24 protein-coding genes and 1 pseudogene are annotated in these 23,782 nt (G+C 73.8%); 21 read left to right on the forward strand and 4 right to left on the reverse strand.

The annotated features are described in order from the left end of the window. Positions 1-232 (forward strand): annotated as a pseudogene (locus EAO77_RS16535) (IclR family transcriptional regulator C-terminal domain-containing protein); the annotation flags it as partial. A gap of 67 nt (positions 233-299) precedes the next feature. Here EAO77_RS16535 and EAO77_RS16540 read toward each other — a convergent pair. Next, positions 300-1,100, reverse strand: a complete 801-nt coding sequence (locus EAO77_RS16540; RefSeq protein ID WP_147988722.1) for an IclR family transcriptional regulator — start codon at positions 1,098-1,100, stop codon at positions 300-302. A gap of 475 nt (positions 1,101-1,575) precedes the next feature. On the opposite strand from EAO77_RS16540, the gene allB reads away from it, so the two are divergent. Then, complete coding sequence (gene allB, locus EAO77_RS16545) at positions 1,576-2,904, forward strand: allantoinase AllB (protein WP_147989173.1); 1,329 nt, start codon at positions 1,576-1,578, stop codon at positions 2,902-2,904. 3 nt (positions 2,905-2,907) lie between these two features. After that, complete coding sequence (alc, locus tag EAO77_RS16550) at positions 2,908-4,029, forward strand: allantoicase (protein WP_147988723.1); 1,122 nt, start codon at positions 2,908-2,910, stop codon at positions 4,027-4,029. 99 nt (positions 4,030-4,128) lie between these two features. On the opposite strand, the gene EAO77_RS16555 is transcribed toward alc, so the two are convergent. After that, on the reverse strand, positions 4,129-4,875 hold the full coding sequence (locus tag EAO77_RS16555) for an SDR family oxidoreductase (RefSeq protein WP_261993931.1): 747 nt from the start codon (positions 4,873-4,875) through the stop codon (positions 4,129-4,131). Positions 4,876-5,095: 220 nt separating this feature from the next. On the opposite strand from EAO77_RS16555, the gene EAO77_RS16560 reads away from it, so the two are divergent. Together EAO77_RS16560 and EAO77_RS16565 are read left to right on the forward strand one after the other, a co-directional pair. Continuing rightward, positions 5,096-5,710, forward strand: coding sequence for a dihydrofolate reductase family protein (locus EAO77_RS16560; RefSeq protein WP_147988724.1), 615 nt, complete (start codon positions 5,096-5,098; stop codon positions 5,708-5,710). Positions 5,711-5,841: 131 nt separating this feature from the next. Beyond that, positions 5,842-6,819 carry a DMT family transporter gene (locus EAO77_RS16565; RefSeq protein ID WP_147988725.1) on the forward strand — a complete coding sequence of 326 codons (978 nt, stop codon included), beginning with the start codon at positions 5,842-5,844 and terminating at the stop codon, positions 6,817-6,819. A 9-nt stretch (positions 6,820-6,828) separates the two neighbouring features. On the opposite strand, the gene EAO77_RS16570 is transcribed toward EAO77_RS16565, so the two are convergent. Then, on the reverse strand, positions 6,829-7,038 hold the full coding sequence (locus EAO77_RS16570) for a hypothetical protein (RefSeq protein WP_147988726.1): 210 nt from the start codon (positions 7,036-7,038) through the stop codon (positions 6,829-6,831). Between the two features lie 145 nt (positions 7,039-7,183). On the opposite strand from EAO77_RS16570, the gene EAO77_RS16575 reads away from it, so the two are divergent. From EAO77_RS16575 to EAO77_RS16590, 4 genes are all read left to right on the forward strand, one after another. Next, positions 7,184-8,416: a histidine kinase gene (locus tag EAO77_RS16575; protein WP_147988727.1), complete on the forward strand. Its 1,233-nt coding sequence runs from the start codon at positions 7,184-7,186 to the stop codon at positions 8,414-8,416. Then, complete coding sequence (locus EAO77_RS16580; protein ID WP_147988728.1) at positions 8,413-9,087, forward strand: response regulator; 675 nt, start codon at positions 8,413-8,415, stop codon at positions 9,085-9,087. The genes EAO77_RS16575 and EAO77_RS16580 overlap by 4 nt, the downstream gene beginning before the upstream one ends. A gap of 72 nt (positions 9,088-9,159) precedes the next feature. Further along, the gene (locus EAO77_RS16585; protein WP_147988729.1) at positions 9,160-10,338 is read left to right on the forward strand and encodes a cytochrome P450 family protein; all 1,179 of its coding nucleotides are present in this window, start codon (positions 9,160-9,162) and stop codon (positions 10,336-10,338) included. A gap of 47 nt (positions 10,339-10,385) precedes the next feature. Beyond that, positions 10,386-11,582 carry a cytochrome P450 family protein gene (locus EAO77_RS16590; protein ID WP_147988730.1) on the forward strand — a complete coding sequence of 399 codons (1,197 nt, stop codon included), beginning with the start codon at positions 10,386-10,388 and terminating at the stop codon, positions 11,580-11,582. Positions 11,583-11,622: 40 nt separating this feature from the next. Here the strand turns inward: EAO77_RS16590 and EAO77_RS16595 are convergent, their stop codons facing one another. Continuing rightward, complete coding sequence (locus EAO77_RS16595) at positions 11,623-12,627, reverse strand: Gfo/Idh/MocA family oxidoreductase (protein ID WP_147988731.1); 1,005 nt, start codon at positions 12,625-12,627, stop codon at positions 11,623-11,625. A gap of 156 nt (positions 12,628-12,783) precedes the next feature. Between EAO77_RS16595 and EAO77_RS16600 the strand changes: the two genes are divergently transcribed. The 12 genes from EAO77_RS16600 (at position 12,784) to EAO77_RS16655 (ending at position 23,779) form a co-directional block, all read left to right on the forward strand. Then, a complete protein-coding gene (locus EAO77_RS16600; protein ID WP_147989175.1) occupies positions 12,784-13,503 on the forward strand; it encodes a GntR family transcriptional regulator in 720 nt (239 codons plus the stop codon). 182 nt (positions 13,504-13,685) lie between these two features. Then, a complete protein-coding gene (locus EAO77_RS16605; RefSeq protein ID WP_147988732.1) occupies positions 13,686-14,675 on the forward strand; it encodes a sugar ABC transporter substrate-binding protein in 990 nt (329 codons plus the stop codon). Positions 14,676-14,884: 209 nt separating this feature from the next. Continuing rightward, a complete protein-coding gene (locus tag EAO77_RS16610) occupies positions 14,885-15,904 on the forward strand; it encodes a sugar ABC transporter substrate-binding protein (protein ID WP_147988733.1) in 1,020 nt (339 codons plus the stop codon). Then, a complete protein-coding gene (locus EAO77_RS16615) occupies positions 15,901-16,962 on the forward strand; it encodes an ABC transporter permease (RefSeq protein ID WP_147988734.1) in 1,062 nt (353 codons plus the stop codon). Before EAO77_RS16610 ends, EAO77_RS16615 begins: the two co-directional genes overlap by 4 nt. After that, entirely contained in the window at positions 16,929-17,804 is an 876-nt protein-coding gene (locus tag EAO77_RS16620) for an ATP-binding cassette domain-containing protein (RefSeq protein WP_147988735.1), read from the forward strand. Before EAO77_RS16615 ends, EAO77_RS16620 begins: the two co-directional genes overlap by 34 nt. Before the next feature lie 119 nt (positions 17,805-17,923). After that, positions 17,924-19,090, forward strand: coding sequence for an ROK family glucokinase (locus EAO77_RS16625; RefSeq protein WP_147988736.1), 1,167 nt, complete (start codon positions 17,924-17,926; stop codon positions 19,088-19,090). After that, on the forward strand, positions 19,087-19,656 hold the full coding sequence (locus EAO77_RS16630; RefSeq protein ID WP_187283231.1) for a hypothetical protein: 570 nt from the start codon (positions 19,087-19,089) through the stop codon (positions 19,654-19,656). The genes EAO77_RS16625 and EAO77_RS16630 overlap by 4 nt, the downstream gene beginning before the upstream one ends. Before the next feature lie 207 nt (positions 19,657-19,863). After that, complete coding sequence (locus EAO77_RS16635; protein WP_147988737.1) at positions 19,864-20,586, forward strand: nucleotidyltransferase family protein; 723 nt, start codon at positions 19,864-19,866, stop codon at positions 20,584-20,586. A gap of 37 nt (positions 20,587-20,623) precedes the next feature. Continuing rightward, a complete protein-coding gene (locus tag EAO77_RS16640; RefSeq protein WP_261993933.1) occupies positions 20,624-20,935 on the forward strand; it encodes a hypothetical protein in 312 nt (103 codons plus the stop codon). Continuing rightward, positions 20,932-21,681: a metallophosphoesterase gene (locus EAO77_RS16645; protein WP_147988738.1), complete on the forward strand. Its 750-nt coding sequence runs from the start codon at positions 20,932-20,934 to the stop codon at positions 21,679-21,681. Before EAO77_RS16640 ends, EAO77_RS16645 begins: the two co-directional genes overlap by 4 nt. 157 nt (positions 21,682-21,838) lie before the next feature. Further along, positions 21,839-23,122 carry a 4-carboxymuconolactone decarboxylase gene (gene pcaC / locus EAO77_RS16650; RefSeq protein ID WP_147988739.1) on the forward strand — a complete coding sequence of 428 codons (1,284 nt, stop codon included), beginning with the start codon at positions 21,839-21,841 and terminating at the stop codon, positions 23,120-23,122. A gap of 12 nt (positions 23,123-23,134) precedes the next feature. Beyond that, positions 23,135-23,779, forward strand: coding sequence for an MBL fold metallo-hydrolase (locus tag EAO77_RS16655; protein WP_147988740.1), 645 nt, complete (start codon positions 23,135-23,137; stop codon positions 23,777-23,779). Positions 23,780-23,782: the final 3 nt, after the last annotated feature.

The raw sequence follows: 23,782 nt of genomic DNA on the forward strand, positions 1-23,782 counted from the left end.
CTCCACGGGCGTCGGCAAGGCGCTCCTCGCGCACACCCCGGCGGACGAGGTCCGCGCCCTGCTCGCCCGGACGGGCATGCCCGCGGCGACGGAGAAGACGATCACCACGCCCGACGGCTTCCTCGCCGCGCTGGAGCAGGTCCGCCGGGCCGGGTACGCGGTGGACGACAACGAGCAGGAGATAGGGGTCCGCTGCCTCGCCGTCCCCGTGCCCGAATCCCCCACCGCGGCGGGGGAGCGAGGGGAGGCGGCCGGGCCGTTTCGGGGCGGCACGTGCCGCCCGGGCCGCGCCCGGCGGTCTACGCCTGGGCGCCCGTGCTGGCGAGTGCGGCCGACAGGTCGCGGGCGACCTCCTGGAGGATCGGGACGATGCGGCCCGTCGCGGCCTCCGTCACGCGTCCCGCCGGGCCGGAGATCGAGATCGCCGCCGCGGTGGGGGATTCGGGCACGGGGACGGCGAGGCAGCGGACCCCTATCTCCTGCTCGTTGTCGTCCACCGCGTACCCGGCCCGGCGGACCTGCTCCAGCGCGGCGAGGAAGCCGTCGGGCGTGGTGATCGTCTTCTCCGTCGCCGCGGGCATGCCCGTCCGGGCGAGCAGGGCGCGGACCTCGTCCGCCGGGGTGTGCGCGAGGAGCGCCTTGCCGACGCCCGTGGAGTGCGGCAGCACGCGGCGCCCGACCTCGGTGAACATGCGCATCGAGTGCTTGGACGGCACCTGGGCCACGTAGACGATCTCGTCGCCGTCGAGCAGGGCCATGTTCGCCGTCTCGCCGGTCTCCTCGACGAGGCGGGCGAGGTAGGGGCGCGCCCAGGTGCCGAGCAGGCGGGAGGCCGATTCGCCGAGCCGGATCAGCCGGGGGCCGAGCGCGTAGCGGCGGTTGGGCTGCTGCCGCACGTATCCGCAGGCGACGAGGGTGCGCATCAGGCGGTGGATGGTCGGCAGGGGCAGACCGCTGCTCGCGGAGAGCTCGCTCAGCCCGACCTCGCCCCCGGCGTCGGCCATCCGCTCCAGCAGATCGAAGGCGCGCTCCAGGGACTGCACACCGCCGCTGGCGGCGGGCTTGGCTGCGTCGGTGGCGCTGGCGTCGGACGTCGGCACGTCGGCGGTCCTTTCGGGCAGGCAGGGCAAGGCAGCAGCCTACCGGGCGTGTGCGGGGGACACCTCGCGGCCGCCGCGCCGTCCTGGCCGGTCAGAGCCTGTTTGTCCCGGTGTCTGCCACCGTGGCCGGTGGGGTTCGGTCCTGCGGTCGGGGGAACCCCCCGACCGCAGAACGGAATTCTACTTCCACTTTGTGGAAACATCCAAGACGGGTGCGTCCGGCGGGTCCCGTCCTCGGCGGGTCTTGACGGAGGTGCGGCGGAGGGGAAGACTCCTGATTGCTTTCAACAGTTCGTTGAATTTCTGCGGGGGATCTCTTCGGCGGCCGCCTCGGTGCGCCGGAGCGACCACCCGCGACGGCACGCGAGAGAAGGCAGGTGAGCGGGTGTCCGACGTGGACGACGCCGCGGACGTGAATCCGGTCGCGAGTGACGGGCCCCCGGCGGCCGGCCGCGGGACCGCCCCGGACGCGCAGGTGCGTCTGGTGCTGCGCTCCACCCGGGTCGTCACCCCCGAGGGCACGCGCGCCGCGACGGTCTCCGTCGCGGGCGGGCGGATCGCCGCCGTCGGGGCGTACGACGCGGAGCCGCCCGCGGGCGCACGGCTGGAGGACCTCGGCGACGACGTCCTGCTCCCCGGCCTGGTGGACACCCACGTCCATGTGAACGACCCGGGCCGCACGGCGTGGGAGGGCTTCTGGACCGCCACCCGCGCCGCCGCGGCCGGCGGCATCACCACCCTGCTGGACATGCCGCTCAACTCCCTGCCGCCGACGACCACCGTCGGCAACCTGCGGACCAAGCAGGACGTCGCCCGTCCCAAGGCCCATGTCGACACGGGCTTCTGGGGCGGCGCGATCCCCGGCAACGTCAAGGATCTGCGCCCGCTGCACGACGCCGGCGTCTTCGGCTTCAAGTGCTTCCTCTCGCCGTCCGGCGTGGAGGAGTTCCCCGAACTCGACCAGGAGCAGCTCGCCCGGTCGATGGCCGAGATCGCCGGCTTCGGCGGACTGCTCATCGTCCACGCCGAGGACCCGCACCACCTCGCCTCCGCGCCGCAGCGGTCCGGGCCCCGGTACGCCGACTTCCTCGCCTCCCGGCCCCGCGACGCCGAGAACACCGCCATCGAGGGCCTCATCGCCCACGCCGAGCGGCTGGGGGCCCGGGTGCACGTGCTGCACCTGTCCTCCAGCGACGCGCTGCCGCTCATCGCCGCCGCCCGCGAGAGGGGGGTGAGCATCACCGTGGAGTCCTGCCCGCACTTCCTCACCCTGACCGCCGAGGAGGTCCCGGACGGGGCGACCGAGTTCAAGTGCTGTCCGCCGATCCGTGAGGCCGCCAACCAGGACCTGCTCTGGCAGGGCCTCGCCGACGGAACCATCGACTGCATCGTCTCCGACCACTCCCCGTGCACCACCGACCTCAAGACCCCGGACTTCGCATCCGCCTGGGGCGGCATCTCCTCGCTCCAGCTCGGCCTGCCCGCGATCTGGACCGAGGCCCGCAGGCGCGGCCACACCCTCGACGACGTCGTCCGCTGGATGTCCGCGGCGCCCGCCGGGCTCGCGGGCCTGGACCGCAAGGGCGCCATCGAGGCGGGCCGCGACGCCGACTTCGCGGTCCTCGCACCGGACGAGAGCTTCACCGTCGACCCGGCCGAGCTGCACCACCGCAACCAGGTGACCGCCTACGCGGGCAGGACCCTGTACGGCGTCGTGCGGTCCACCTGGCTGCGCGGCGAGCGGATCGTGGAGAACGGCAACCTGGCCGAGCCGAGGGGCCGGCTGCTCGAAAGGAACGACTGACCCGTGTCTGCATCCTCCATCCCTTCCTTCACCGGCGACGCCAGCCCCTACGGCGGCGGCGACCCGTACGCCGACTACCGCACCGCCGACTTCCCGTTCACCCGGTACGCCGACCTCGCCGACCGCCGCCTCGGCGCCGGAGTCACCGCCGCCAACGACGAGTTCTTCGCCGAGCGGGAGAACCTGCTGAAGCCCGCGCCCGCCGAGTTCGACCCCGAGCTCTTCGGCCACAAGGGCAAGATCATGGACGGCTGGGAGACCCGCCGCCGCCGCGGCGTCTCGGCCGAGCGGCCCCACCCCGCGGACGAGGACCACGACTGGGCACTCGTACGGCTGGGCGCCCCCGGGGTGATCCGCGGCATCGTCGTCGACACCGCCCACTTCCGCGGCAACTACCCGCAGGCCGTGTCCGTCGAGGGCACCTCGCTGCCGGGCTCGCCCTCGCCGGAGGAACTCCTCGGCGACGACGTCAAGTGGACGACCCTCGTCCCGCGCACCGCCGTCGGCGGCCACGCGGCCAACGGCTTCACCGTCGACGTCGAGCAGCGCTTCACCCACCTGCGCCTCAAGCAGCACCCCGACGGCGGCATCGCCCGGCTGCGCGTGTACGGCGAGGTGGCCCCCGACCCGCGGTGGCTCGGCGTGCTGGGCACCTTCGACCTCGTGGCGCTGGAGAACGGCGGCCAGGTCGAGGACGCGTCCGACCGCTTCTACTCGCCGGCCACCAACACCGTCCAGCCCGGCCGGTCCCACAAGATGGACGACGGCTGGGAGACCCGCCGCCGCCGGGACAAGGGCAACGACTGGATCTCCTACCGGCTGGTGGAGCAGTCCGAGATCCGGGCGGTCGAGATCGACACCGCGTACCTGAAGGGCAACAGCGCGGGCTGGGCCGCTCTGTCGGTGCGCGACGGAGCCGACGGTGCGTGGCGCGAGGTGCTGCCGCGCACCCGCCTCCAGCCCGACACCAACCACCGCTTCGTCCTGGACGCGCCCGCCGTCGGCCGCGACGTCCGCATCGACATCTACCCCGACGGCGGCATCTCCCGGCTGCGGCTCCTCGGCTCGCTGACCGAGCAGGGCGCCGCCCGCCTGACCGCCCGTCACCAGGAGCTCGGCGGCTGATTCGCGCCGCCGTGCGGGGAGGCCACGACACCCTCCCCGTGCACCCGTGGGGCGCACCGGCCGACAGCAACGGTGCGCCCCGCGGGCACGTCCCCGGCCCTACGCCGCGTGCCCGCCGTCGACGGACAGCTCCGCGCCCGTGACGTAGGCGCCCGCGCTCCCGGCCAGATACACGACCGCGTCGGCGATCTCGTCCGGGTGCCCGAAGCGGCCCAGCGCCGTACCCGCGCGCTGCGGCTCGGCGTACGGTCCGTCCGCCGGATTCATCGCGGTGTCGACGGGCCCCGGGTGGATGATGTTGGCCGTGATCCCGCGCCCGCCCAGCTCCCGCGCCAGGGCCTTGGTCAGACCGGTCAGCGCCGACTTGCTCATCGTGTAGAGCGTGCCGCCGGGCCCCGGCACCCGCTGGGTCATGCAGCTGCCGACGGTGATGATGCGCGAGCCGTCCGGCATGCGTGCCGCGGCCGCCTGCGACGCGAGGTACACGCCGCGGACGTTCACCGCGAGCACCCGGTCCACGTCGGCCGGCGTGATCGTCTCCAGCGGGCCGAGCAGGCCCACGCCGACGTTGTTGACCAGCACGTCCAGCCCGCCCAGCAGGTCCGCCGCGTCGGCGACCGCCCGGGCGGCCTCGCCGGCGTCGCCCGAGTCGGCGCGCAGGGCCAGTGCCCGCCGGCCCATGCCCCGCACCGCCGCGACGACTTCCTGCGCGGCGTCCTTGTCGGCCGCGTAGGTGATCGCCACGTCCGCGCCGGCGCGCGCCAGCCGCACCGCCGTCGCCGCGCCGATCCCGCGGCTCGCGCCGGTCACCAGTGCCACCTTGCCGTCCATCTGTGCCTCCGACATCCCGTGAATGGTTGCGGCTTCAATCACAGTCGAAGCGGGCGCCGGACGCTGGCGGCAAACGGACGTCGTGATCGGCGGACCGATGAGTCACGGGGCACCGTGGAGTCGGAACCCACGACAGAGGTCCACGGCACGGCAGGACGTGACAGGACGAGACGACGCGGCGCGACGGTGACGTCACCACGGCACGGCGGCGCGTCCCGCAGGAAAGGCGCCGATCATGGCGAAGCTCAGCCTCACCCAGTTCCTCACCCTCGACGGCGTCTACCAGGCGCCCGGCGGCCCCGAGGAGGACCCCAGCGGCGGGTTCGACCTGGGCGGATGGTCCGTGCCGTACGGCGACGAGGACTTCGGGGCCTTCATGGACGAGGTCTTCCGCAGGCCCACCGCCTTCCTCCTCGGCCGCCGCACCTACGAGATCTTCGCGAGCTACTGGCCCAGGCAGACCGATCCGGCCGACCCGATCGCCTCCAAGCTCAACGGGCTCCCCAAGTACGTCGCCTCCACCACCCTGGAGTCGGCCGACTGGGCGGGCACCACCGTCATCGGGCGCGAGGACATCGCCGAGGAGGTCGCGGAGCTGAAGCGGACCACCGACGGCGAGATCCAGATGCACGGCAGCGGCGCCCTGGCCCAGTCGCTGATGGGCCACGACCTCGTCGACATCCTCCATCTGCTCACCTTCCCGGTCGTCCTCGGCAAGGGCATGCGCCTGTTCGCCGGCGGCGCGACGGCCACCGCGTTCCGGCACACGGCGGCGCGGACCACCGGCAGCGGCGTGACCGTCCACACCTACGAGTTCGCCGGCCGCCCCGCGTACGGCAGCTACGCGTAGGCCCTCCGCCGCCGTGGCGGGAAAGACGTGGCCCGCGTCCGTCCCGCCCGGTTACCGTGATCACCCCGCCCGCCGTGTGAGAGCCGCCGACGTCTCCACCGTGCCCGTCACCACTGGAGACCGGAGACCAGGTGTCGTCGATCGCCCTGCCCGCACCCCTGCCCGCCCCCCGCCCGGCGTGGCTCACCGATCTGCCCGTGCTGCTGGTCGCCGTGGTCTGGGGCGCCAGCTATCTGGCCGCCAAGGGCATCACGACGGCGCACACCGTCGTGGCCGTGCTCGTCCTGCGGTTCGCGCTGGTGCTGCCGGTCCTCGTCGTCGTCGGCCACCGCCGGCTGCGGGCCCTGACGGCGGCGCAGTGGCGCGGGGCGGGTCTGCTCGGACTGGTGCTCGCCGGTGTGTTCCTGCTGGAGACCTACGGCGTCGTCCACACCTCCGCCACCAACGCCGGCCTGATCATCAGCCTCACCATGATCTTCACCCCGCTCGCCGAGGCGGCCGTCACCCGGCGCCCGCCCACCCGCGCCTTCCTCGCCGCCGCGGCCGTCTCCGTCGCCGGTGTGGTGCTGCTGACGCAGGGCGGCGGATTCACCGCCCCGTCCACCGGTGACCTGCTGATGCTGCTGGCCGCGGTGGTCCGCACCGTGCACGTCCTGGTGATGGCGCGCACGAAGTCGGTCGCGGGCGCCGACTCGCTGTCGCTCACCACCGTCCAGCTCGGCGGCGCCGTGGCCGTGTTCGCCGCCCTCGCGCTGATCCCCGGCTCCGGCGCGTCCCCCTGGGCGGCCGCCGTCGCCTTCGGACCCCGCGAGTGGGCCGGGCTCGTCTTCCTCTCCGTGTTCTGCACGCTGTTCGCGTTCTTCGTGCAGATGTGGGCCGTACGCCGCAGCTCCCCCTCCCGCGTCAGCCTGCTGCTCGGCACCGAGCCGCTGTGGGCCGCCGCCGCCGGTATCGCGATCGGCGGCGAGCACCTGGGCGCCTGGGGCCTGCTGGGCGCCGCCCTCGTGCTCGCGGGAACGGCCTGGGGCCGGCGCGCCGCCGGCGCCGGGGAGCCGCCACGGGCCCGGCCGGCCGGCCCCGCCCCCTCCCCGCAGGGGGCGCGGCGCTGAGGGCGGGCGTCAGCCCCGGCTCCGCGGCCGGTCCGACGCCACCATCAGGACCAGGCCCGTCACCGCGAGGACGATGCCCGCGTACATCTCGTACCCGTCCAGGAAGTCCAGCCGCCGCACGACGCCCCACAGCCTGAACCAGCCCGTCAGCTCATGGACCACCCCCGCCGCCCCCCAGACGAACAGCAGGAATCCGGCGACCTCGCACAGCTTCTTCATGGCGGCAGCGTCCCGGCTGCGGGTGCCCGGCCGCATCGGCCGTCGGCAGCCTCCGCGCCGCCGAAAGTCTGAGTCCGCCCGACTTCGGTAGCGCGTACGGCCCCGCGCCCCCGCGGCGCTCCCGCGGGCACCTAGCTTTGTCGACATGACGCGTACGGAGTACCCGTGGCTGCTGCCCTCCGCCATGGCCGACCCCCTCGACCCCGACCTCACCCCCGGCGGGGAGCCGCGCCCCCGCCCCCGGCGCACCGTCCGCGACTGGGTCGTCGACACGCTCGTCTTCCTGGGCGCGGCCGCGGTGGGGGTGGCCGCGGGGCAGGTCGCCCGGGACGCGGGCAACGCGGAGGCCGTCGTCGTCGCCGACCAGCTCGTCGGCGCCGCCGCCTGCTGCGCGCTGTGGGCGCGCCGCCGCGTCCCCACCGGCCTCGCCACCGTGCTGCTGATCGTCACGGTCGTGGCCCCGGTCGCGGGCGGCGCGGCGATGGTGGCCCTCTTCAGCCTCGCCGTGCACCGCCCGTTCCGGACGCTCGCCCTCGTCGGCGCGCTCGCCGTGGTGTCGGCCGTCGTGCAGCCCGCGGTGCGCCCCGATCCGGGGATGTCCTACCTCGCCTCCGTCATCGCCGGAATCGTCCTGGTGCTGCTGATGGTCGGGTGGGGCATGCTGGTGCGGGCCCGCCGGCAGCTCGTCGTCGCCCTGCGCGAACGCGCCCGCCGCGCCGAGACCGAGGCCGAGCTGCGAGCCGAGCAGGCCCAGCGGCTGGCACGCGAGGCCATCGCCCGCGAGATGCACGACGTCCTCGCCCACCGCCTGACGCTGCTCTCCGTGCACGCGGGCGCGCTGGAGTTCCGGCCCGACGCGCCGCCCGCCGAGGTCGCCCGGGCCGCCGGGGTCATCCGCGACAGCGCGCACGAGGCGCTCCAGGACCTGCGCGAGATCATCGGTGTGCTGCGCGCGCCCGGTGACGGAGACGGCCCCGACCGGCCGCAGCCCACCCTCGTGACCCTGGACGCCCTCGTCGCCGAGTCGCGGCAGGCCGGCATGACCGTCGCGTTCGACAGCACCGTCGCCGACCCCGCGTCGGTGCCCGCCGCCACCGGACGCACGGCCTACCGCATCGCGCAGGAGGCCCTCACCAACGCCCGCAAGCACGCCCCGGGCACCGAGGTGACGGTCGCCGTGCACGGCGGCCCCGGCGACGGACTCACGGTGGAGGTGGTCAACGCACCCCCGGCCGGCCCCGTCGGCCGGGTGCCCGGCTCCGGTCAGGGACTCATCGGGCTGACCGAACGGGCCACCCTCGCCGGCGGACGGCTGGAGCACGGCGCCGCCCGCGACGGGGGCTTCCGCGTGGCCGCTTGGCTACCGTGGCCCCCATGACCATCCGTCTGATCGTCGTCGACGACGACCCGCTCGTCCGGGCCGGCCTCTCCCTCATGCTCGGGGGCGCCGGCGACATCGAGATCGTGGCGGAGGCCGCGGACGGGGCGCAGGCGATCGACCTGGTCGGCCGGCACACGCCCGACGTCGTGCTGATGGACATCCGGATGCCGGTGATGGACGGCCTCGCCGCGACCGAGGCCCTGCGCGCCCGGCCCGGCGCGCCCGACGTGGTCGTGCTCACCACCTTCCACGCCGACGAGCAGGTGCTGCGGGCGATGCGGGCCGGGGCCGCCGGGTTCGTCCTCAAGGACACCCCGCCCGCCGAGATCGTCGCCGCCGTGCGCCGGGTGGCGTCCGGGGACCCGGTCCTTTCGCCGGCCGTGACCCGCCAGCTGATGACCCACGCCGCCGGCACCGGCGCGGACGTCCGCGCCGCCGAGGCGGCCCGGCGGCTGGACACCCTCGCCGAGCGCGAGCGCGAGGTGGCCGTCGCCGTCGGACGGGGGCGCTCCAACGCGGAGATCGCGTCCGAGCTCTACATGAGCCTGCCCACGGTGAAGACCCATGTGTCGCGCATCCTGGCGAAGCTCGGCCTCAACAACCGGGTCCAGATCGCCCTGCTGGCCCACGACGCGGGGCTCCTCGACGACGGGCGGCAGGATCCGTAGCGCGCCGCGCACCCCGGGCGCGCGCTGCCGGAACCCCTTATCCGGCGGCGCCGGCCTCCGTAGGCTGACGGGATGAGCGTCATCGATCTCGCCGACTTCGGGGCCGGCTTCACGGCCGACCCCCATCCGTACTACGCGCGGCTGCGGGACGCGGGACCGGTCCACGAGGTGCGCGCCCCGGACACCGGGCGGTTCTGGCTGATCGTCGGACACGAGGAGGCGCGCGCGGCGCTCGCCGACCCCCGCCTGTCCAAGTCACCGGCGACGGTGGGCTGGACGATGCTCGACGAGCAGGTCATCGGCCCGAATCTGCTGGTCCTCGACCCGCCCGACCACACCCGGCTGCGGAAGCTGGTGGCACGGGAGTTCACCATGCGGCGGGTGGAGCGGCTCGCGCCGAGGGTGCGCGAGATCACCGACGGGCTGCTCGACGCCATGGTGCCCGCCGGGCGGGGCGACCTGGTGGACTCCCTGGCGTTCCCCCTGCCGATCACCGTCATCTGCGAACTGCTCGGCGTGCCGTCCGCCGACCGGGACGCGTTCCGCGCCTGGTCCGGGGAGATCGTCGCCCCGTCCGGCGCGCAGGCCGAGGCCGACGCCGTGTACGCGCTGAGCGCGTACCTCGACGAGCTGATCGAGGACAAGCGCTGTGCGGCCCCGACCGGCGACCTGCTCTCCGCGCTGCTGCGCACCAGGGCGGAGGACGACGACCGGCTGTCCGCGGCCGAACTGCGCGCGCTGGCCTACCTGCTCCTCGTCGCCGGTCACGAGACCACGGTCAACCTGATCGCCAACGCCGTCCGCGCCCTCCTCACCCACCCGGAACAACTGAAGCTGCTGCGCGACGACTCCGGCCTCCTCGACGGCGCGATCGAGGAGACGCTGCGGTACGAGGGACCCGTCGAGAACGCCACCGTCCGTTTCAGCGCCGAGCCCGTCGACTGCGGCGGCACGGTGATCCCGGCGGGGGAGACCGTCCTCGTCGGCCTGGCGGCCGCCGGCCGGGACCCGGCCCGCTTCCCCGGCCCCGACCGCTTCGACATCACCCGCGACACCCGGGGGCACCTGGCCTTCGGCCACGGCCTCCACTTCTGTCTCGGCGCCCCGCTCGCCCGTCTGGAGGCCCGCACCGCCCTCCGCGCCCTCCTCGAACGCTGCCCCCGTCTCGCCCTCGACGCGCCCACCGACCCCGGCGACTGGATCCCCGGCCTGCTGATACGGGGGGTGCGCCGCCTCCCGGTGCGCTGGTGAGGCGCGCCCTCCCGCACCGTCCTGCCCGAGCACCCGAGAGGAAGACCGTGACCACCGACGCCGCACTCGTCGATCTCGCCGCCCTCGGCGACGACTTCACCCGCGACCCGTTCCCCGTCTACGCCGCGTTACGCGCCCGCGGCCCCGTGCACCACGTCCGGCTGCCCGAGGGCCACACCGCGTGGCTCGTCGTCGGACACGAGGCGGGCCGGGCCGCACTCGCCGACCCCACGCTGTCGAAGGACTGGCGCAACGTCTCGCCCGAGCTGGGCATCTCCCGGATCTCCTCCGGCGTCAGCATGCTCAGCTCGGACCCGCCGCTGCACACCCGGCTGCGGAAGCTGATCGCGCGGGAGTTCACCATGCGGCGGGTCGAGCGCCTCGCGCCGAGGGTGCGGGAGATCACCGACGGGCTGCTCGACACGATGGTGCCCAAGGGCGCCGCCGACCTCGTGGACGCGTTCTCCTTCCCGCTCCCGATAGCCGTCATCTGCGAACTCCTCGGGGTGCCCTTCCTCGCCCGCGAGGACTTCCGCGACTGGTCCAACACCGCGCTGTCGTCGCACGACAAGGCGGCGCGGGAGGAGGCCGCGGGCCGGCTGACCCAGTACCTGGTGGGTCTGCTGGCACAGAAGCGCGAACGGCCCGGCGACGACCTGATGAGCGGTCTGATCCACGCCGCGGACACCGAGGACGACGACCGGCTCACGCCCGAGGAACTGATCGGCATGGCGTGGCTGCTGCTGGTCGCCGGGCACGAGACGACGGTCAACCTGATCTCCTCCGGCGTCCTCGCCCTGCTGACCCACCCGGACCAGCTGGCCCTGCTGCGCGCCGAACCCGCCCTGATCGACGACGCCGTGGAGGAGATGCTGCGCTACGACGGGCCCGTGGAGACCCCGACGTACCGCTTCACCACCGAGCCCTACGAGGTCGGGGGCACCACCGTGCCGGGCGGCGGGCAGCTGGTGCTCGTCGCCATGTCGGACGCCAACCGGGACCCGGCCCGCTTCCCCGACCCGGACCGCTTCGACATCCGCCGCGACACCCGGGGCCATCTCGCCTTCGGGCACGGCATCCACTTCTGCCTGGGGGCGCCGCTGGCCCGGCTGGAGGCCCGGATCGCGATCCGGAGCCTGCTGGAGCGCTGCCCGGATCTCGCGCTCGACGCGCATCCGGCCGCGCTGCCGTGGCGCGGCGGGCTGCTGATCAGGGGACCGGAGCGGCTGCCCGTGCGGTGGTGAGCGACCCCGGCGGGCTCCCGGGCTCCCGTGCGAGGACGTCCTACCCGGCGGGGATCTCCTCCAGCCGCACCGGACGCCCCTCGCGGCGGGAGAGCTCGCACGCCTCGGCGACCCGCAGCGCGGTGAGGGCCTCCCAGCCGTCGCAGGCGTTCTCCGCCTCGCCCTGCACGAGGCGGATGAACGCGTCGAGTTCCGCCTCGTACGCCGGGGCGAAGCGCTCCAGGAAGCCCGGCCACGGGTTGTCCACCGGAGGCAGGCCCTTCGGTTCGGTCGAGCTGATCGGGGTGCGGTCGTCGAGCCCGACGGCGACCTGGTCGAGTTCGCCGGCCAGCTCCATCCGCACGTCGTACCCGGCGCCGTTGCAGCGGGTGGCCGTCGCCGTCGCCAGCGTCCCGTCGTCCAGGGTGAGCAGCGCGGCCGCCGTGTCGACGTCGCCGGCCTCCCGGAACATCGGGTGGCCGCCGTCCGAGCCCGTCGCGTACACCTCGGTGATCTCACGGCCCGTCACCCAGCGCACCATGTCGAAGTCGTGCACCAGGCAGTCCCGGAAGAGCCCGCCGGACAGCGGCAGGTAGTCGGCCGGCGGCGGCGCCGGGTCGGAGGTGACGGCCCGTACGGTGTGCAGTCTGCCGAGCCGGCCCGAGCGCACCAGCTCGCGGGCGGCCGTGTAGCCGGCGTCGAAGCGGCGCATGAAGCCGAGCTGGAGTGCGGTGCCCGCCTCGTCGACCGCGCGGAGGGCGGCCAGGGTGCCCGGCAGGTCGAGCGCGATCGGCTTCTCGCAGAACGCCGGCAGCCCGGCGCGGGCGGCCCGGCCGATCAGGTCGGCGTGCGCGGCGGTCGCCGAGGCGATCACCACCGCGTCCACGCCCCAGGCGAAGACCTCGTTCGCGCTCGGTGCCGCCGTCGCACCGCACCGGTCGGCCGTCCGGACGGCCCGCGCCGCGTCGGTGTCCGCCACCACCAGGGAACCCACCTCCCGGTGACGGCTGAGCACCCCCGCGTGAAAGCTGCCGATACGTCCCGTTCCGATCAGTCCGATGCGCATGGCCCAAAGGTGGAGGCGGGCCGGGGCCGCTGTCAAGACTTTGTCCTGACAATCGAACCTCACGGCTTCCCGTCGACATGGCGTGCGACTACGCTCCCCCACGTGCCCAAGCAGCCCCGACACGAGACGGACACGTCCCGGTCGCTCCAGCTGAGCGTGGACCGCAACAGCCCGGTCCCGCTCTACTTCCAGCTGGCCCAGCAGCTGGAATCGGCCATCGAGCGAGGGATGCTCACCCCCGGCAGCCTGCTCGGCAACGAGATCGAACTGGCCGCGCGTCTCGGGCTCTCCCGGCCCACCGTCCGCCAGGCCATCCAGACCCTCGTGGACAAGGGGCTGCTGGTGCGCCGCCGCGGCGTGGGCACCCAGGTCGTGCACAGCCAGGTCCGGCGCCCGCTGGAGCTCAGCAGCCTCTACGACGACCTGGAGGCCGCCGGGCAGCGCCCCGCGACCAAGGTGCTGGCCCATGTCGTCGAGCCGGCCGACGCCCGGGTCGCGGCCGCCCTCGGGATCACCGAGGGCAGCGACGTCCGGATGATCGAGCGGCTGCGCTACGCCCACGGGGAGCCGATGGCCCGCCTGCGCAACCACCTGCCCGCCCGGCTGCTCGACTGCGACACCGAACAGCTGGAGTCCACCGGCCTGTACCGGCTGATGCGGTCGGCGGGCATCACCCTGCACAGCGCCCGGCAGTCGGTCGGCGCGCGGTCGGCCGACCACGCCGACGCGGAGCTGCTGGGCGAGGAGGCCGGGGCGCCGCTGCTGACCATGCAGCGCACCACGTTCGACGACACCGGACGGGCCGTCGAGTTCGGTGCGCACGTCTACCGGGCGTCGCGCTACTCCTTCGAGTTCCAGCTCCTGGTGAGGCCCTGACACGGCTCCCGGCGGGGCCCGGGGGGAGTTCCCGCCGAGGTCCCGGGGGGAGGTCCCGGGGAAGCGGGCCCGACCTCCCGCGCCCCCGTCAGAATGTTCGGACAATGCCTTGACGGGGTCGCGCGCCCGTCGTAGAAACTCCCCCAGCCGCAACCGGGCGGCCCGGGACAGGAGGCGACACGATGCGCATCACCCGCACGGCGGCGGCGGTGCTCGCCGTCTGCGCCCTGGCCGCCGGATGCAGCGGTTCCGGGGGCAAGGAGGGCAACGAGAAGCCCGCCGCCGACGACGGCGCCCCCGCGGCCGGCACCCCGGCGCTGAAGATCGCCATGGTCACCCACTCCGGCCAGGGCGACACGTTCTGGGACATCGTCCAGAAGGGGGCCGCTGCGGCCGCCCGCAAGGACGGCGTCCGGTTCCTGTACGCGGCGGCCCCCGAGGGCAAGGAGCAGGCCCAGCTCGTCCAGACGTACATCGACCAGAAGGTCGACGGCATCGTGGTCACCCTCGCCAAGCCGGAGGCGATGGGCGACGTCGTCCGCAAGGCGGTCGCCGCCGGCATCCCCGTGGTGACCGTCAACTCGGGCGGGGAGTTCTCGAAGGACCTCGGCGCGCTCGGCCACATCGGCCAGGACGAGTCGGTGGCGGGCGAGGCCGTCGGCGAGGAGCTGAACGAACGCGGCCGCAAGAAGGCGCTCTGCGTGATCCACGAGCAGGGCAACGTCTCCCTGGAGGCCCGCTGCGACGGGGTGCGCAAGACCTTCGGCGGCGAGGTGGAGAACCTGAACGTCGAGGGCACCAACATGCCCGCCACCACCTCGTCGATCGAGGCCAGGCTGCAGAGCGGCAGGGACATCGACGCCGTCGTCACCCTCGGCGCGCCCTTCGCCGCGGCCTCGGTCAAGGCCCGCGAGGGCGCCGGCTCCGGGGCCGAGATCAGCACCTTCGACCTCAACGCGGCCGTGGTGGCGAGCCTGAAGGCGAAGGAGATCACCTTCGCCGTGGACCAGCAGCCCTACCTCCAGGGCTATCTCGCCGTGGACGGGCTGTGGCTGCACAAGGTCAACGGCAACGTCGTGGGCGGCGGCAAGCCGGTGCTCACCGGTCCCGCGCTCGTCACCGCCGAGGACGTGCCGGCGCTGGAGAAGCTGACGGCGGCCGGCACCCGGTGACCTGCCCGCCGCCCCGCGCGCAGCCGCCCCCGGCGCGGCGCGAGCCCCCGGGCCCGCGGCCCCCGGGGGTCCCCCCGCACCCGCTGCCGGGACGGCGACCCGCCGTGACGGATACTTGGGCGGCCGGGCCGGGTCATCGGGCCCCCCGGCCGTACGGGCAGGACGACCCCCGGCCGTACGGAACGACACGGCGAGAAGGGCACGGCTTCGTGGCACGGGCAAGGACAGGGGTACGCGCGCTCGGCGCGGTGCTGGCGGCGGTACTCGGGGTCACCACCCTCGCGGGGTGCAGCAGCACGGGCGGCAAGCGGGCCGAGGACGCCCGCAAGGCCGCCGAGAACGCCCGGGGCAAGGCCGCGGTCACCACCCCGCGCTGGACCTTCGCCATGGTCACCCACTCCGGGGACGGCGACACCTTCTGGGACATCGTCCAGAAGGGCGCCAAGGAGGCCGCGGCCAAGGACAACATCAACTTCCTCTACGCCCACAGCGACGAGGGACAGCAGCAGGCGCAGCTCGTCGACTCCTACATCTCCAAGAAGGTCGACGCCCTGATCGTCACCCTCGCCAAGCCCGACGCCATGAAGGGCGTCGTCGCCAAGGCCACCAGGGCGGGCATCCCGGTGATCACCGTCAACTCGGGCTCCGCGCAGTCCAGGGAGTACGGGGCGCTGACCCACATCGGCCAGGACGAGTCGGTGGCGGGCGAGGCCGTCGGCGAGGAGCTGAACGCACGCGGCCGAAAGAAGGCGCTGTGCGTCCTGCACGAGCAGGGCAACGTCGGTCACGAGCAGCGCTGCGCCGGGGCGAAGAAGACCTTCGGCGGCCGGCTGCAGAACCTCTACGTCGACGGCACCAACATGCCCGACGTCCAGGCGTCCATCGAGGCCAAGCTCCAGGCCGACCCGTCCGTGGACGCCGTCGTCACCCTCGGGGCGCCGTTCGCCGACGCCGCGGTGCAGGCGAAGAAGACCGCCGGCTCCGACGCCGAGATCGACACCTTCGACCTCAACGCCAAGGTCGCCGCCGGCCTCGAACAGGGCACCCTCGGCTTCGCCGTCGACCAGCAGCCCTACCTCCAGGGCTACGAGGCCGTCGACCTGCTGTGGCTGTACAAGTACAACGCCGACGTCCTCGGCGGCGGCCGGCCGGTGCTGACCGGACCGCAGATCATCACCGAGAAGGACGCCGCCCAGCTCAGGGAGTACACGGAACGGGGGACCCGATGAGCCAGGCCGCACCACCCGCCACCTCCGGCGGCGCCGGGCCGGCGCCGGACGAACGGCTGACGCGCACATCGCTGCCGCGCCGGCTCATGGGCCGCCCCGAGCTGGGCTCGGTGGTCGGCGCCGTCGCGGTGTTCGTCTTCTTCTCGATCACGGCCGACTCCTTCCTCCAGCCCTCCAGCCTCAACACGGTCCTCTACGCGGCCTCCACCCTGGGGGTCATGGCCGTGCCGGTCGCGCTGCTGATGATCGGCGGCGAGTTCGACCTGTCGGCCGGTGTGATGGTCACCAGCTCGGCGCTGATCTCGTCGATGTTCAGCTACCAGATGACCGCCGACGTCTGGGTCGGCGTCGGGGTGTCCCTGCTGGTCACGCTGGGCATCGGCGCCTTCAACGGCTTCATGCTCACCCGCACGAAGCTGCCCAGCTTCATCATCACGCTCGGCACCTTCCTGATGCTGACCGGTCTCAACCTCGGTTTCACCAAGCTCATCAGCGGCACGGTGTCCACCAAGTCCATCGCCGACATGGAGGGGTTCGCCTCCGCACGCGCCGTGTTCGCCGAGACCCCGTTCTTCGGCGCGACCGTCAAGTCCACGATCCTGTGGTGGGCCGTGCTCGTCGCCCTGGCCACCTGGATCCTGCTGCGCACCCGCTTCGGCAACTGGATCTTCGCCGTCGGCGGCGGGGCCGACGCCGCACGCGCGGTCGGTGTCCCGGTCAAGCGGACCAAGATCTTCCTCTACATGGGCGTCGCCTTCGCCGCCTGGGTGTCCGGCCAGCACCTGCTGTTCTCGTTCGACGTGGTGCAGTCCGGCGAAGGCGTCGGCAACGAACTGACGTACATCATCGCGGCCGTCATCGGCGGCTGCCTGATCACCGGCGGCTACGGCTCGGCCATCGGCTCGGCGGTCGGCGCGTTCATCTTCGGCATGACGAGCAAGGGCATCGTCTACGCCGAGTGGAACCCGGACTGGTTCAAGTTCTTCCTCGGAGCGATGCTCCTTCTGGCCACCCTGCTCAACGCATGGGTACGCAAGCGCGCGGAGGCGACACGGTGACGGACACCCTGCCCGCGGGGCCCCTCGTCGCACTGGACGACGTCAGCAAGTACTACGGCAACATCCGCGCCCTCGAAGGCGTCTCGCTGGAGGTCGGCGCCGGGGAGATCACCTGCGTCCTCGGCGACAACGGCGCCGGTAAGTCGACCCTCATCAAGATCATCGCGGGGCTTCACCGGCACGACGCCGGGACCTTCCGCATCGAGGGGGAGGAGGTCTCGCTCGGCAACCCGCGCGAGGCCCTCGACCGCGGCATCGCCACCGTCTACCAGGACCTGGCCGTCGTCCCGCTGATGCCGGTCTGGCGGAACTTCTTCCTCGGCTCCGAGCCGGTGAAGGGCAAGGGCCCCTTCAAGCGCCTCGACGTCGCCGCGATGCGTGCCACCACGCGCTCGGAGCTGCTGCGCATGGGCATCGACCTGCGGGACGTCGACCAGCCCATCGGCACCCTCTCCGGCGGTGAGCGCCAGTGCGTGGCCATCGCCCGAGCCGTCTACTTCGGCGCCAAGGTGCTCGTCCTCGACGAGCCCACCGCCGCGCTGGGCGTGAAGCAGTCCGGCGTGGTGCTGAAGTACGTGGCCGCGGCGCGCGACGCCGGCCTCGGGGTGGTGCTGATCACCCACAACCCGCACCACGCCTACCTCGTCGGCGACCGGTTCGTGCTGCTCAAGCGGGGCCTGATGGCCGCGAGCCACACCCGCGGGACGGTCACGCTCGACGAGCTGACCCGGCAGATGGCGGGCGGCAGCGAGCTGGAGGACCTGCGCCACGAACTGGAGCGCGCCCCGGTCCCCACCCACCTCGGCGGCCACCCCGCGAAGCGGGACCCCGAGGCGGACTGACCCGTCCTGSCCGGGGGCGGGCCCCGCCCCCGGCCAGGACCGGAACGACTAGCATCGGATCCCGGCGGGCGCCGTCCGCCCCGGTGATCCGGAGCAGCCCCCACGAGCGCAGGGACGACGTGAGCACGTACCGCGACTTCACGCACCGAGGCGCCACTCGTGCGACCGTCCTCAAGACCATCGGCACCCGTGAGCGGCGCTCGCACCTCACCGCGCCGCGGGTGCCCACCGTCGGGATCGACATCGGCGGCACCAAGGTCATGGCCGGTGTCGTCGACGCCGACGGCGTGATCCTGGAGAAGGTGCGCACCGAGACGCCGGACAAGTCCAAGAGCCCGAAGGTGGTCGAGGACACCATCTGCGAGCTCGTGCTCGACCTCTCCGACCGCCACGACGTGCACGCCGTCGGCATCGGGGCGGCCGGCTGGGTCGACGCCGACCGCTCCAAGGTCCTCTTCGCGCCCCACCTGGCGTGGCGCAACGAGCCGCTGCGCGACGCGCTCTCGGCCCGGCTCGCCGTCCCCGTCCTCGTCGACAACGACGCCAACACCGCCGCCTGGGCCGAGTGGCGCTTCGGCGCAGGCCGCGGCGAGGACCACCTGGTCATGATCACGCTCGGCACCGGCATCGGCGGCGCGATCCTGGAGGACGGCCAGGTCAAGCGGGGCAAGTACGGGGTCGCGGGTGAGTTCGGCCATATGCAGGTCGTGCCCGGCGGCCACCGCTGCCCGTGCGGCAACCGGGGCTGCTGGGAGCAGTACAGCTCCGGCAACGCCCTGGTCCGCGAGGCCCGGGAGATGGCCGCGGCCGACTCCCCGGTGGCGTACAACATCATCGACCGGGTCGGCGGGAACGTCCGCGACATCACCGGCCCGCTGATCACCGAACTCGCCCGCGAGGGCGACGCGATGTGCGTGGAACTGTTCCAGGACATCGGCCAGTGGCTGGGCGTCGGCATCGCCAATCTGGCCGCCGCGCTCGACCCGTCCTGCTTCGTCATCGGCGGCGGCGTCAGCGCGGCCGACGACCTGCTCATCGGCCCCGCCCGGGACGCCTTCCGCCGCCATCTGACCGGCCGCGGATACCGGCCCGAGGCGCGGATCGCCAAAGCACAGCTCGGACCCGAGGCCGGTATGGTCGGAGCGGCCGACCTCGCCCGGCTGGTCGCCCGGCGCTTCCGCCGCGCGAACCGCCGCCGGGTGGAACGCCACGAACGCTACGAGCGCTACGCGCAGGCCCTGCGCAGTCCGAGTTCCGTCCGCCCCACCCAGGACCCGCCTTCATGACCACGCTGACCCGACAGCCCAGCCCTCCGAAGCCGCCGGAGAACCGGCGGCACATGCTGGTGCGCCGCTGGCTCACCGCGATCACGATCGTGCTGCTCATCGGCATCCCGGCCGGGTACCTCGTCATCTCGGCCGAGCAGAGCCGGGACAGCGGGCGCGACAAGGAGGCCGAGTCCTCGGCGGACGGCCTGCGCGACAAGTGGCCGTCCAAGATGAAGCGCCGCATCTTCGAGGTGCCCATCCCCGAGGGATCCTGGCGCGTCGGCTACTACGAGACGAGCAACTGGAAGACCAGCCGCTTCTACGTCCAGTTCCGCACCACGCCCAAGGGCCTCGACACCTTCCTCAAGGGCGTCGGCACCGACCGGGACGCGCTGCGGCAGGGCGAGGTGACCGTCGCCGAGCGCGACGCGCAGACCGTCGGCTGGAACTTCGGCCTGAAGGGCCGGGACTGGGCGGGCACGACCCACCGGAACAAGGACCCGCGCCCCAGCCAGGACATCACGGTCGATCTGACCGAACCGCACAAGCCCTGGGTCTACGTCGTCTCGACCGCCACCCCCTGATCCACCCCGGGCGACACGAGGAGGGGCCGCCCACCGGGCGGCCCCTCCTCGTCGCCCGCGTGCGGCCGCCGGGCCCAGCGGGCCGTCCGGGTACGCCGGTGGAGGCCGCACCGCCCCGTCGCCCGTGTCCCCGACGCGTCCACCCCGTGTGGCGGAGGGACTGGGGGGTACCAGATGCCCGTGATGTCTGGGAACGGAGCAGCAGCGATGCGGAACGCGAACGACCCGGCCGACGACGGTGACGTCCCCGGCCTGCACGTGGCGCGCCCGCCCGAGGACGCGGTCACCGGGCAGACGCCGTCCGGCCCCGCCGTCCCCGGGGAGGCAGGGGCCGGGGGCGGCGCCATGGCGCCCCCGCCCCCGGTGGACCGGCACCAGGCCATCCTGGAGGCCGCCAAGCAGGTCGGATCGCTGCTGAAGCGGCAGGGGCACCCGTTCGCCCTGGCCGGCAGCGTCGCCGTCTACGCGCACGGCGGCGCGGCCCGGCTCCAGCACGACGCGGACTTCTGCATCCGGCGCGAGGACGCCGACGCCGTCGCCGCCACCCTCCGCGACGGCGGGGTGACGGTCTACGAGCCGCCGGAGGACTGGCTCTGGAAGGCGAAGTGCCTGGGCGAGGACGTCGACCTGCTCTTCGAGATCGCCCACGAGCCGGTCACGTCCGACCTGCTGACCAGAGCGGTGGAGCTGCCGGTGGACTCGGTGCGGATGCCGGTGCTCTCCGCCACCGATCTGCTCCGGAGCCTGCTGGGCTCCTTCTCGGAGCACCACTGCGACTTCGGCGCCGTGCTGCCCATCGCGCGGGCGCTGCGGGAGAAGGTCGACTGGGAGCTGGTCCGGCGGGACTGCGGGGACGCGCCGATGCCGGCGGCCTTCCTCTACCTGCTCGAACGCCTCCAGGTCGTCGCACCGAGGGAGGGCCGGCCGTGACCGGCCCCGGCCGGAGGCCACCGGAGAAAGGACGGACATGAGCGACTACGGCGAAGAGCCGGGGCGTGCACCCGGCGACCCCGGCGGCCGGACGGCCTTGGGCGGCCAGGAGATCGAGTACCGGATCGGGCACCTCCAGAACCGCCTCGCCGCGGACGGCCTGGCCGAACTCGGCATGCGCATCGAGACCCACGGAGCCTCCGTGACCATCCGCGGCACGGTCCCCACCGCCGGGTGCCGCGACGAACTGCTGCGCGCCGCGCACGAGGAGCTGGCGGGGCTGGAGGTCCACACGGACATCCAGATCACCGAAGCCACCCCGCCCGGCGCCGCCGAGGAGCTGACATGATCCGGGTCGCGGCCGTCGGCGACATCCACATGGGACCGGACAGCGCGGGCATGCTCCGGCCCGCCTACGAGACCCTGCCCGAGTGCGCGGACGTCCTGCTGCTGGCCGGCGATCTCACCCGGCACGGCACCCCCGAGGAGGCACGGGTGGTCGCCGAGGAGCTGACGGGCCTGCCCGTCCCCGTCGTCGCCGTGCTCGGAAACCACGACCACCACGACGAGAAGCCGGAGGAGGTCACCGCGATCCTGCGCGACGCGGGCATCCGGGTGCTGGAGGGCGAGAGCACCGTCCTCGACATCGACGGCACCCGCGTCGGCGTCGCCGGCACCAAGGGGTTCGGCGGGGGTTTCGCCGGCCGCTGCGGCAGCGAGTTCGGGGAGCCGCTGATGAAGGAGTTCGTCCGGTACACCCGGCGCTGCGCCGACGGCCTGCACGCCGGCCTCGAAGCGCTGGCGGGGGAGGGCTGCGAGGTGCGCATCGCCCTCACGCACTTCTCCCCGGTCCCCGACACCCTGGCGGGCGAGCCGCCGGAGATCTACCCCTTCCTCGGCAGCTACCTCCTGGCCGAGGCGGTCGACACCGCGGGCGCCGACCTCGCCGTCCACGGGCACGCCCACGCGGGCACCGAGCACGGCGTCACCGGCGGCGGCGTCCGGGTGCGCAACGTGGCGCAGCCCGTGATCCGCCGGGCCTTCAACGTCTACCACCTCCACCCCGCGGGCGGCGCCGAGCAGGCGGCCGGCTGACCGGACCGCCGCTCCCGGCCGGCCGCCGCCGCGACCCTCCGGAGGGGGCGGAGCCGTACGTGGAGGTTCTGCGTCCGGCGGCGGCCGTATGAGGAGGTCCGGCATGTGTCCCCGCCCCCCTCCGGAGGGGCGCGGCGCGGTGTGGGAGCGTGACCGGGTGAGTGAGACGACGACTGCAACCCTGCAATACCGCATCGACGGGCCAGAAGACGCCCCCACGCTGGTCCTCGGGCCGTCCCTCGGCACCACATGGCACATGTGGGACCGCCAGATCGCGGAGCTCGCCGAACGGTGGCGGCTGATCCGGTTCGACCTGCCCGGCCACGGCGGCGCCCCCGCCCACCCGGCCGGCTCCGTCACGGACCTGGCCGAGCGGCTGCTCGCCACCCTCGACGGCCTCGGTGTGCAGCGCTTCGGCTACGCGGGCTGTTCCATCGGCGGCGCGATCGGCCTCGAACTCGCCCTGCGCCACCCCCACCGGGTCGCCTCGCTCGCCCTGGTCGCCGCCTCGCCCCGCTTCGGCACCGCCGACGAGTTCCGCCAGCGCGGCGTCGTGGTGCGCACCAACGGGCTCGACCCCATGGCACGCAGCGCGCCGGAGCGCTGGTTCACCGCGGGCTTCGCCGCCTCGCAGCCCGCGATCGTCGAGTGGGCCGTCCAGATGGTGCGCACCACCGACCCCGGCTGCTACATCGCCGCCTGCGAGGCACTGGCCGCCTTCGACGTGCGGGCCGAACTCGGCCGCGTCGGCGTGCCCACCCTGGTCCTCGTGGGCTCCGAGGACCAGGTGACCGGCCCCGCCGAGGCCCGCACCCTGGTCGCCGGCATACCCGACGCGCGCCTCGCCCTCGTCCCCGGCGCCTCCCACCTCGCCCCCGTCGAGCAGCCGGCCGCCGTCACCGACCTGCTCGGCCACCACTTCGGCACCTCCTGGCACGACACCCTCACCGCCGTCCCCGTCGTCCCGAGCTCCGCCCCGGCCGCCTCCGCACCCGTGCTGCCGGTCGCCGAGATCGAGCCCGCCGCGGCCGAGCAGCCGCCGCACGCCCCGGCCGGCCGGCCGGACCCGTACGACGCGGGCATCAAGATCCGGCGCGAGGTGCTCGGCGACGCGCACGTGGACCGGGCGACGGACACCGCCGACGCGTTCACCGGCGACTTCCAGGAGCTGATCACCCGTTACGCCTGGGGCGAGGTCTGGTCCCGGGAGGGGCTCGACAGACGCACCCGCAGCTGTGTCACCCTCACCGCCCTGCTCGCCGGCGGCCACCTCGACGACCTCGCCGTCCACACCCGTGCCGCGCTGCGCAACGGACTGACGCCGGCCGAGATCCGCGAGGTGTTCCTGCACGCCGCGGTCTACTGCGGCGTTCCCGCGGCGAACGCGGCGTTCCGGGTCGCCCAGGACGTGATCCGGGAGGAGACCACCCCCCGCGCGTAGCAGGATGGAGGGATGAGGATCGTCAAGAAGACCCATTCCTGTGTCCGGCTGGAGAAGGACGGGCGCACGCTCGTCGTCGACCCCGGCGGCTTCAGCGAGCAGGACGCCGCCGCCGGGGCGGACGTCCTGCTCGTCACCCACGAGCACCCCGACCACTTCGACGAGGGACGGCTGCGGGCGGCACTGGAGGCGAATCCGGAGGCCGAGCTGTGGACCCTGCGCAGCGTCGCCGAACGCATGTCGCCCGCCTTCGTCGGCCGGGTGCACACCGTCGGCGACGGCGACTCCTTCGAGGCCGCCGGCTTCTCCGTCGAGGTGCACGGCCAGCTGCACGCCGTGATCCACCCGGACATCCCCCGGATCACGAACGTCGGCTACCTCGTGGACGGTTCCGTCTTCCACCCGGGCGACGCCCTCACGGTCCCCGGCCGGCCCGTCGACACCCTGATGCTGCCGGTGCACGCGCCCTGGAACAAGATCTCCGAGGTCATCGACTACGTGCGCGAGGTCGCGCCCCGCCGGGCCGTCGACATCCACGACGCCCTGCTCACCGACCTGGCGCGCCCCGTCTACGACCGGCAGATCGGCGCGCTCGGCGGCGCCGACCACGGCCGGCTGGCCCCGGGGGAGTCCCTCGACGTCGTGGCCCCCGCCTGACCG

Source organism: Streptomyces sp. T39, from assembly GCF_008042045.1.
Taxonomy (GTDB): domain Bacteria; phylum Actinomycetota; class Actinomycetes; order Streptomycetales; family Streptomycetaceae; genus Streptomyces.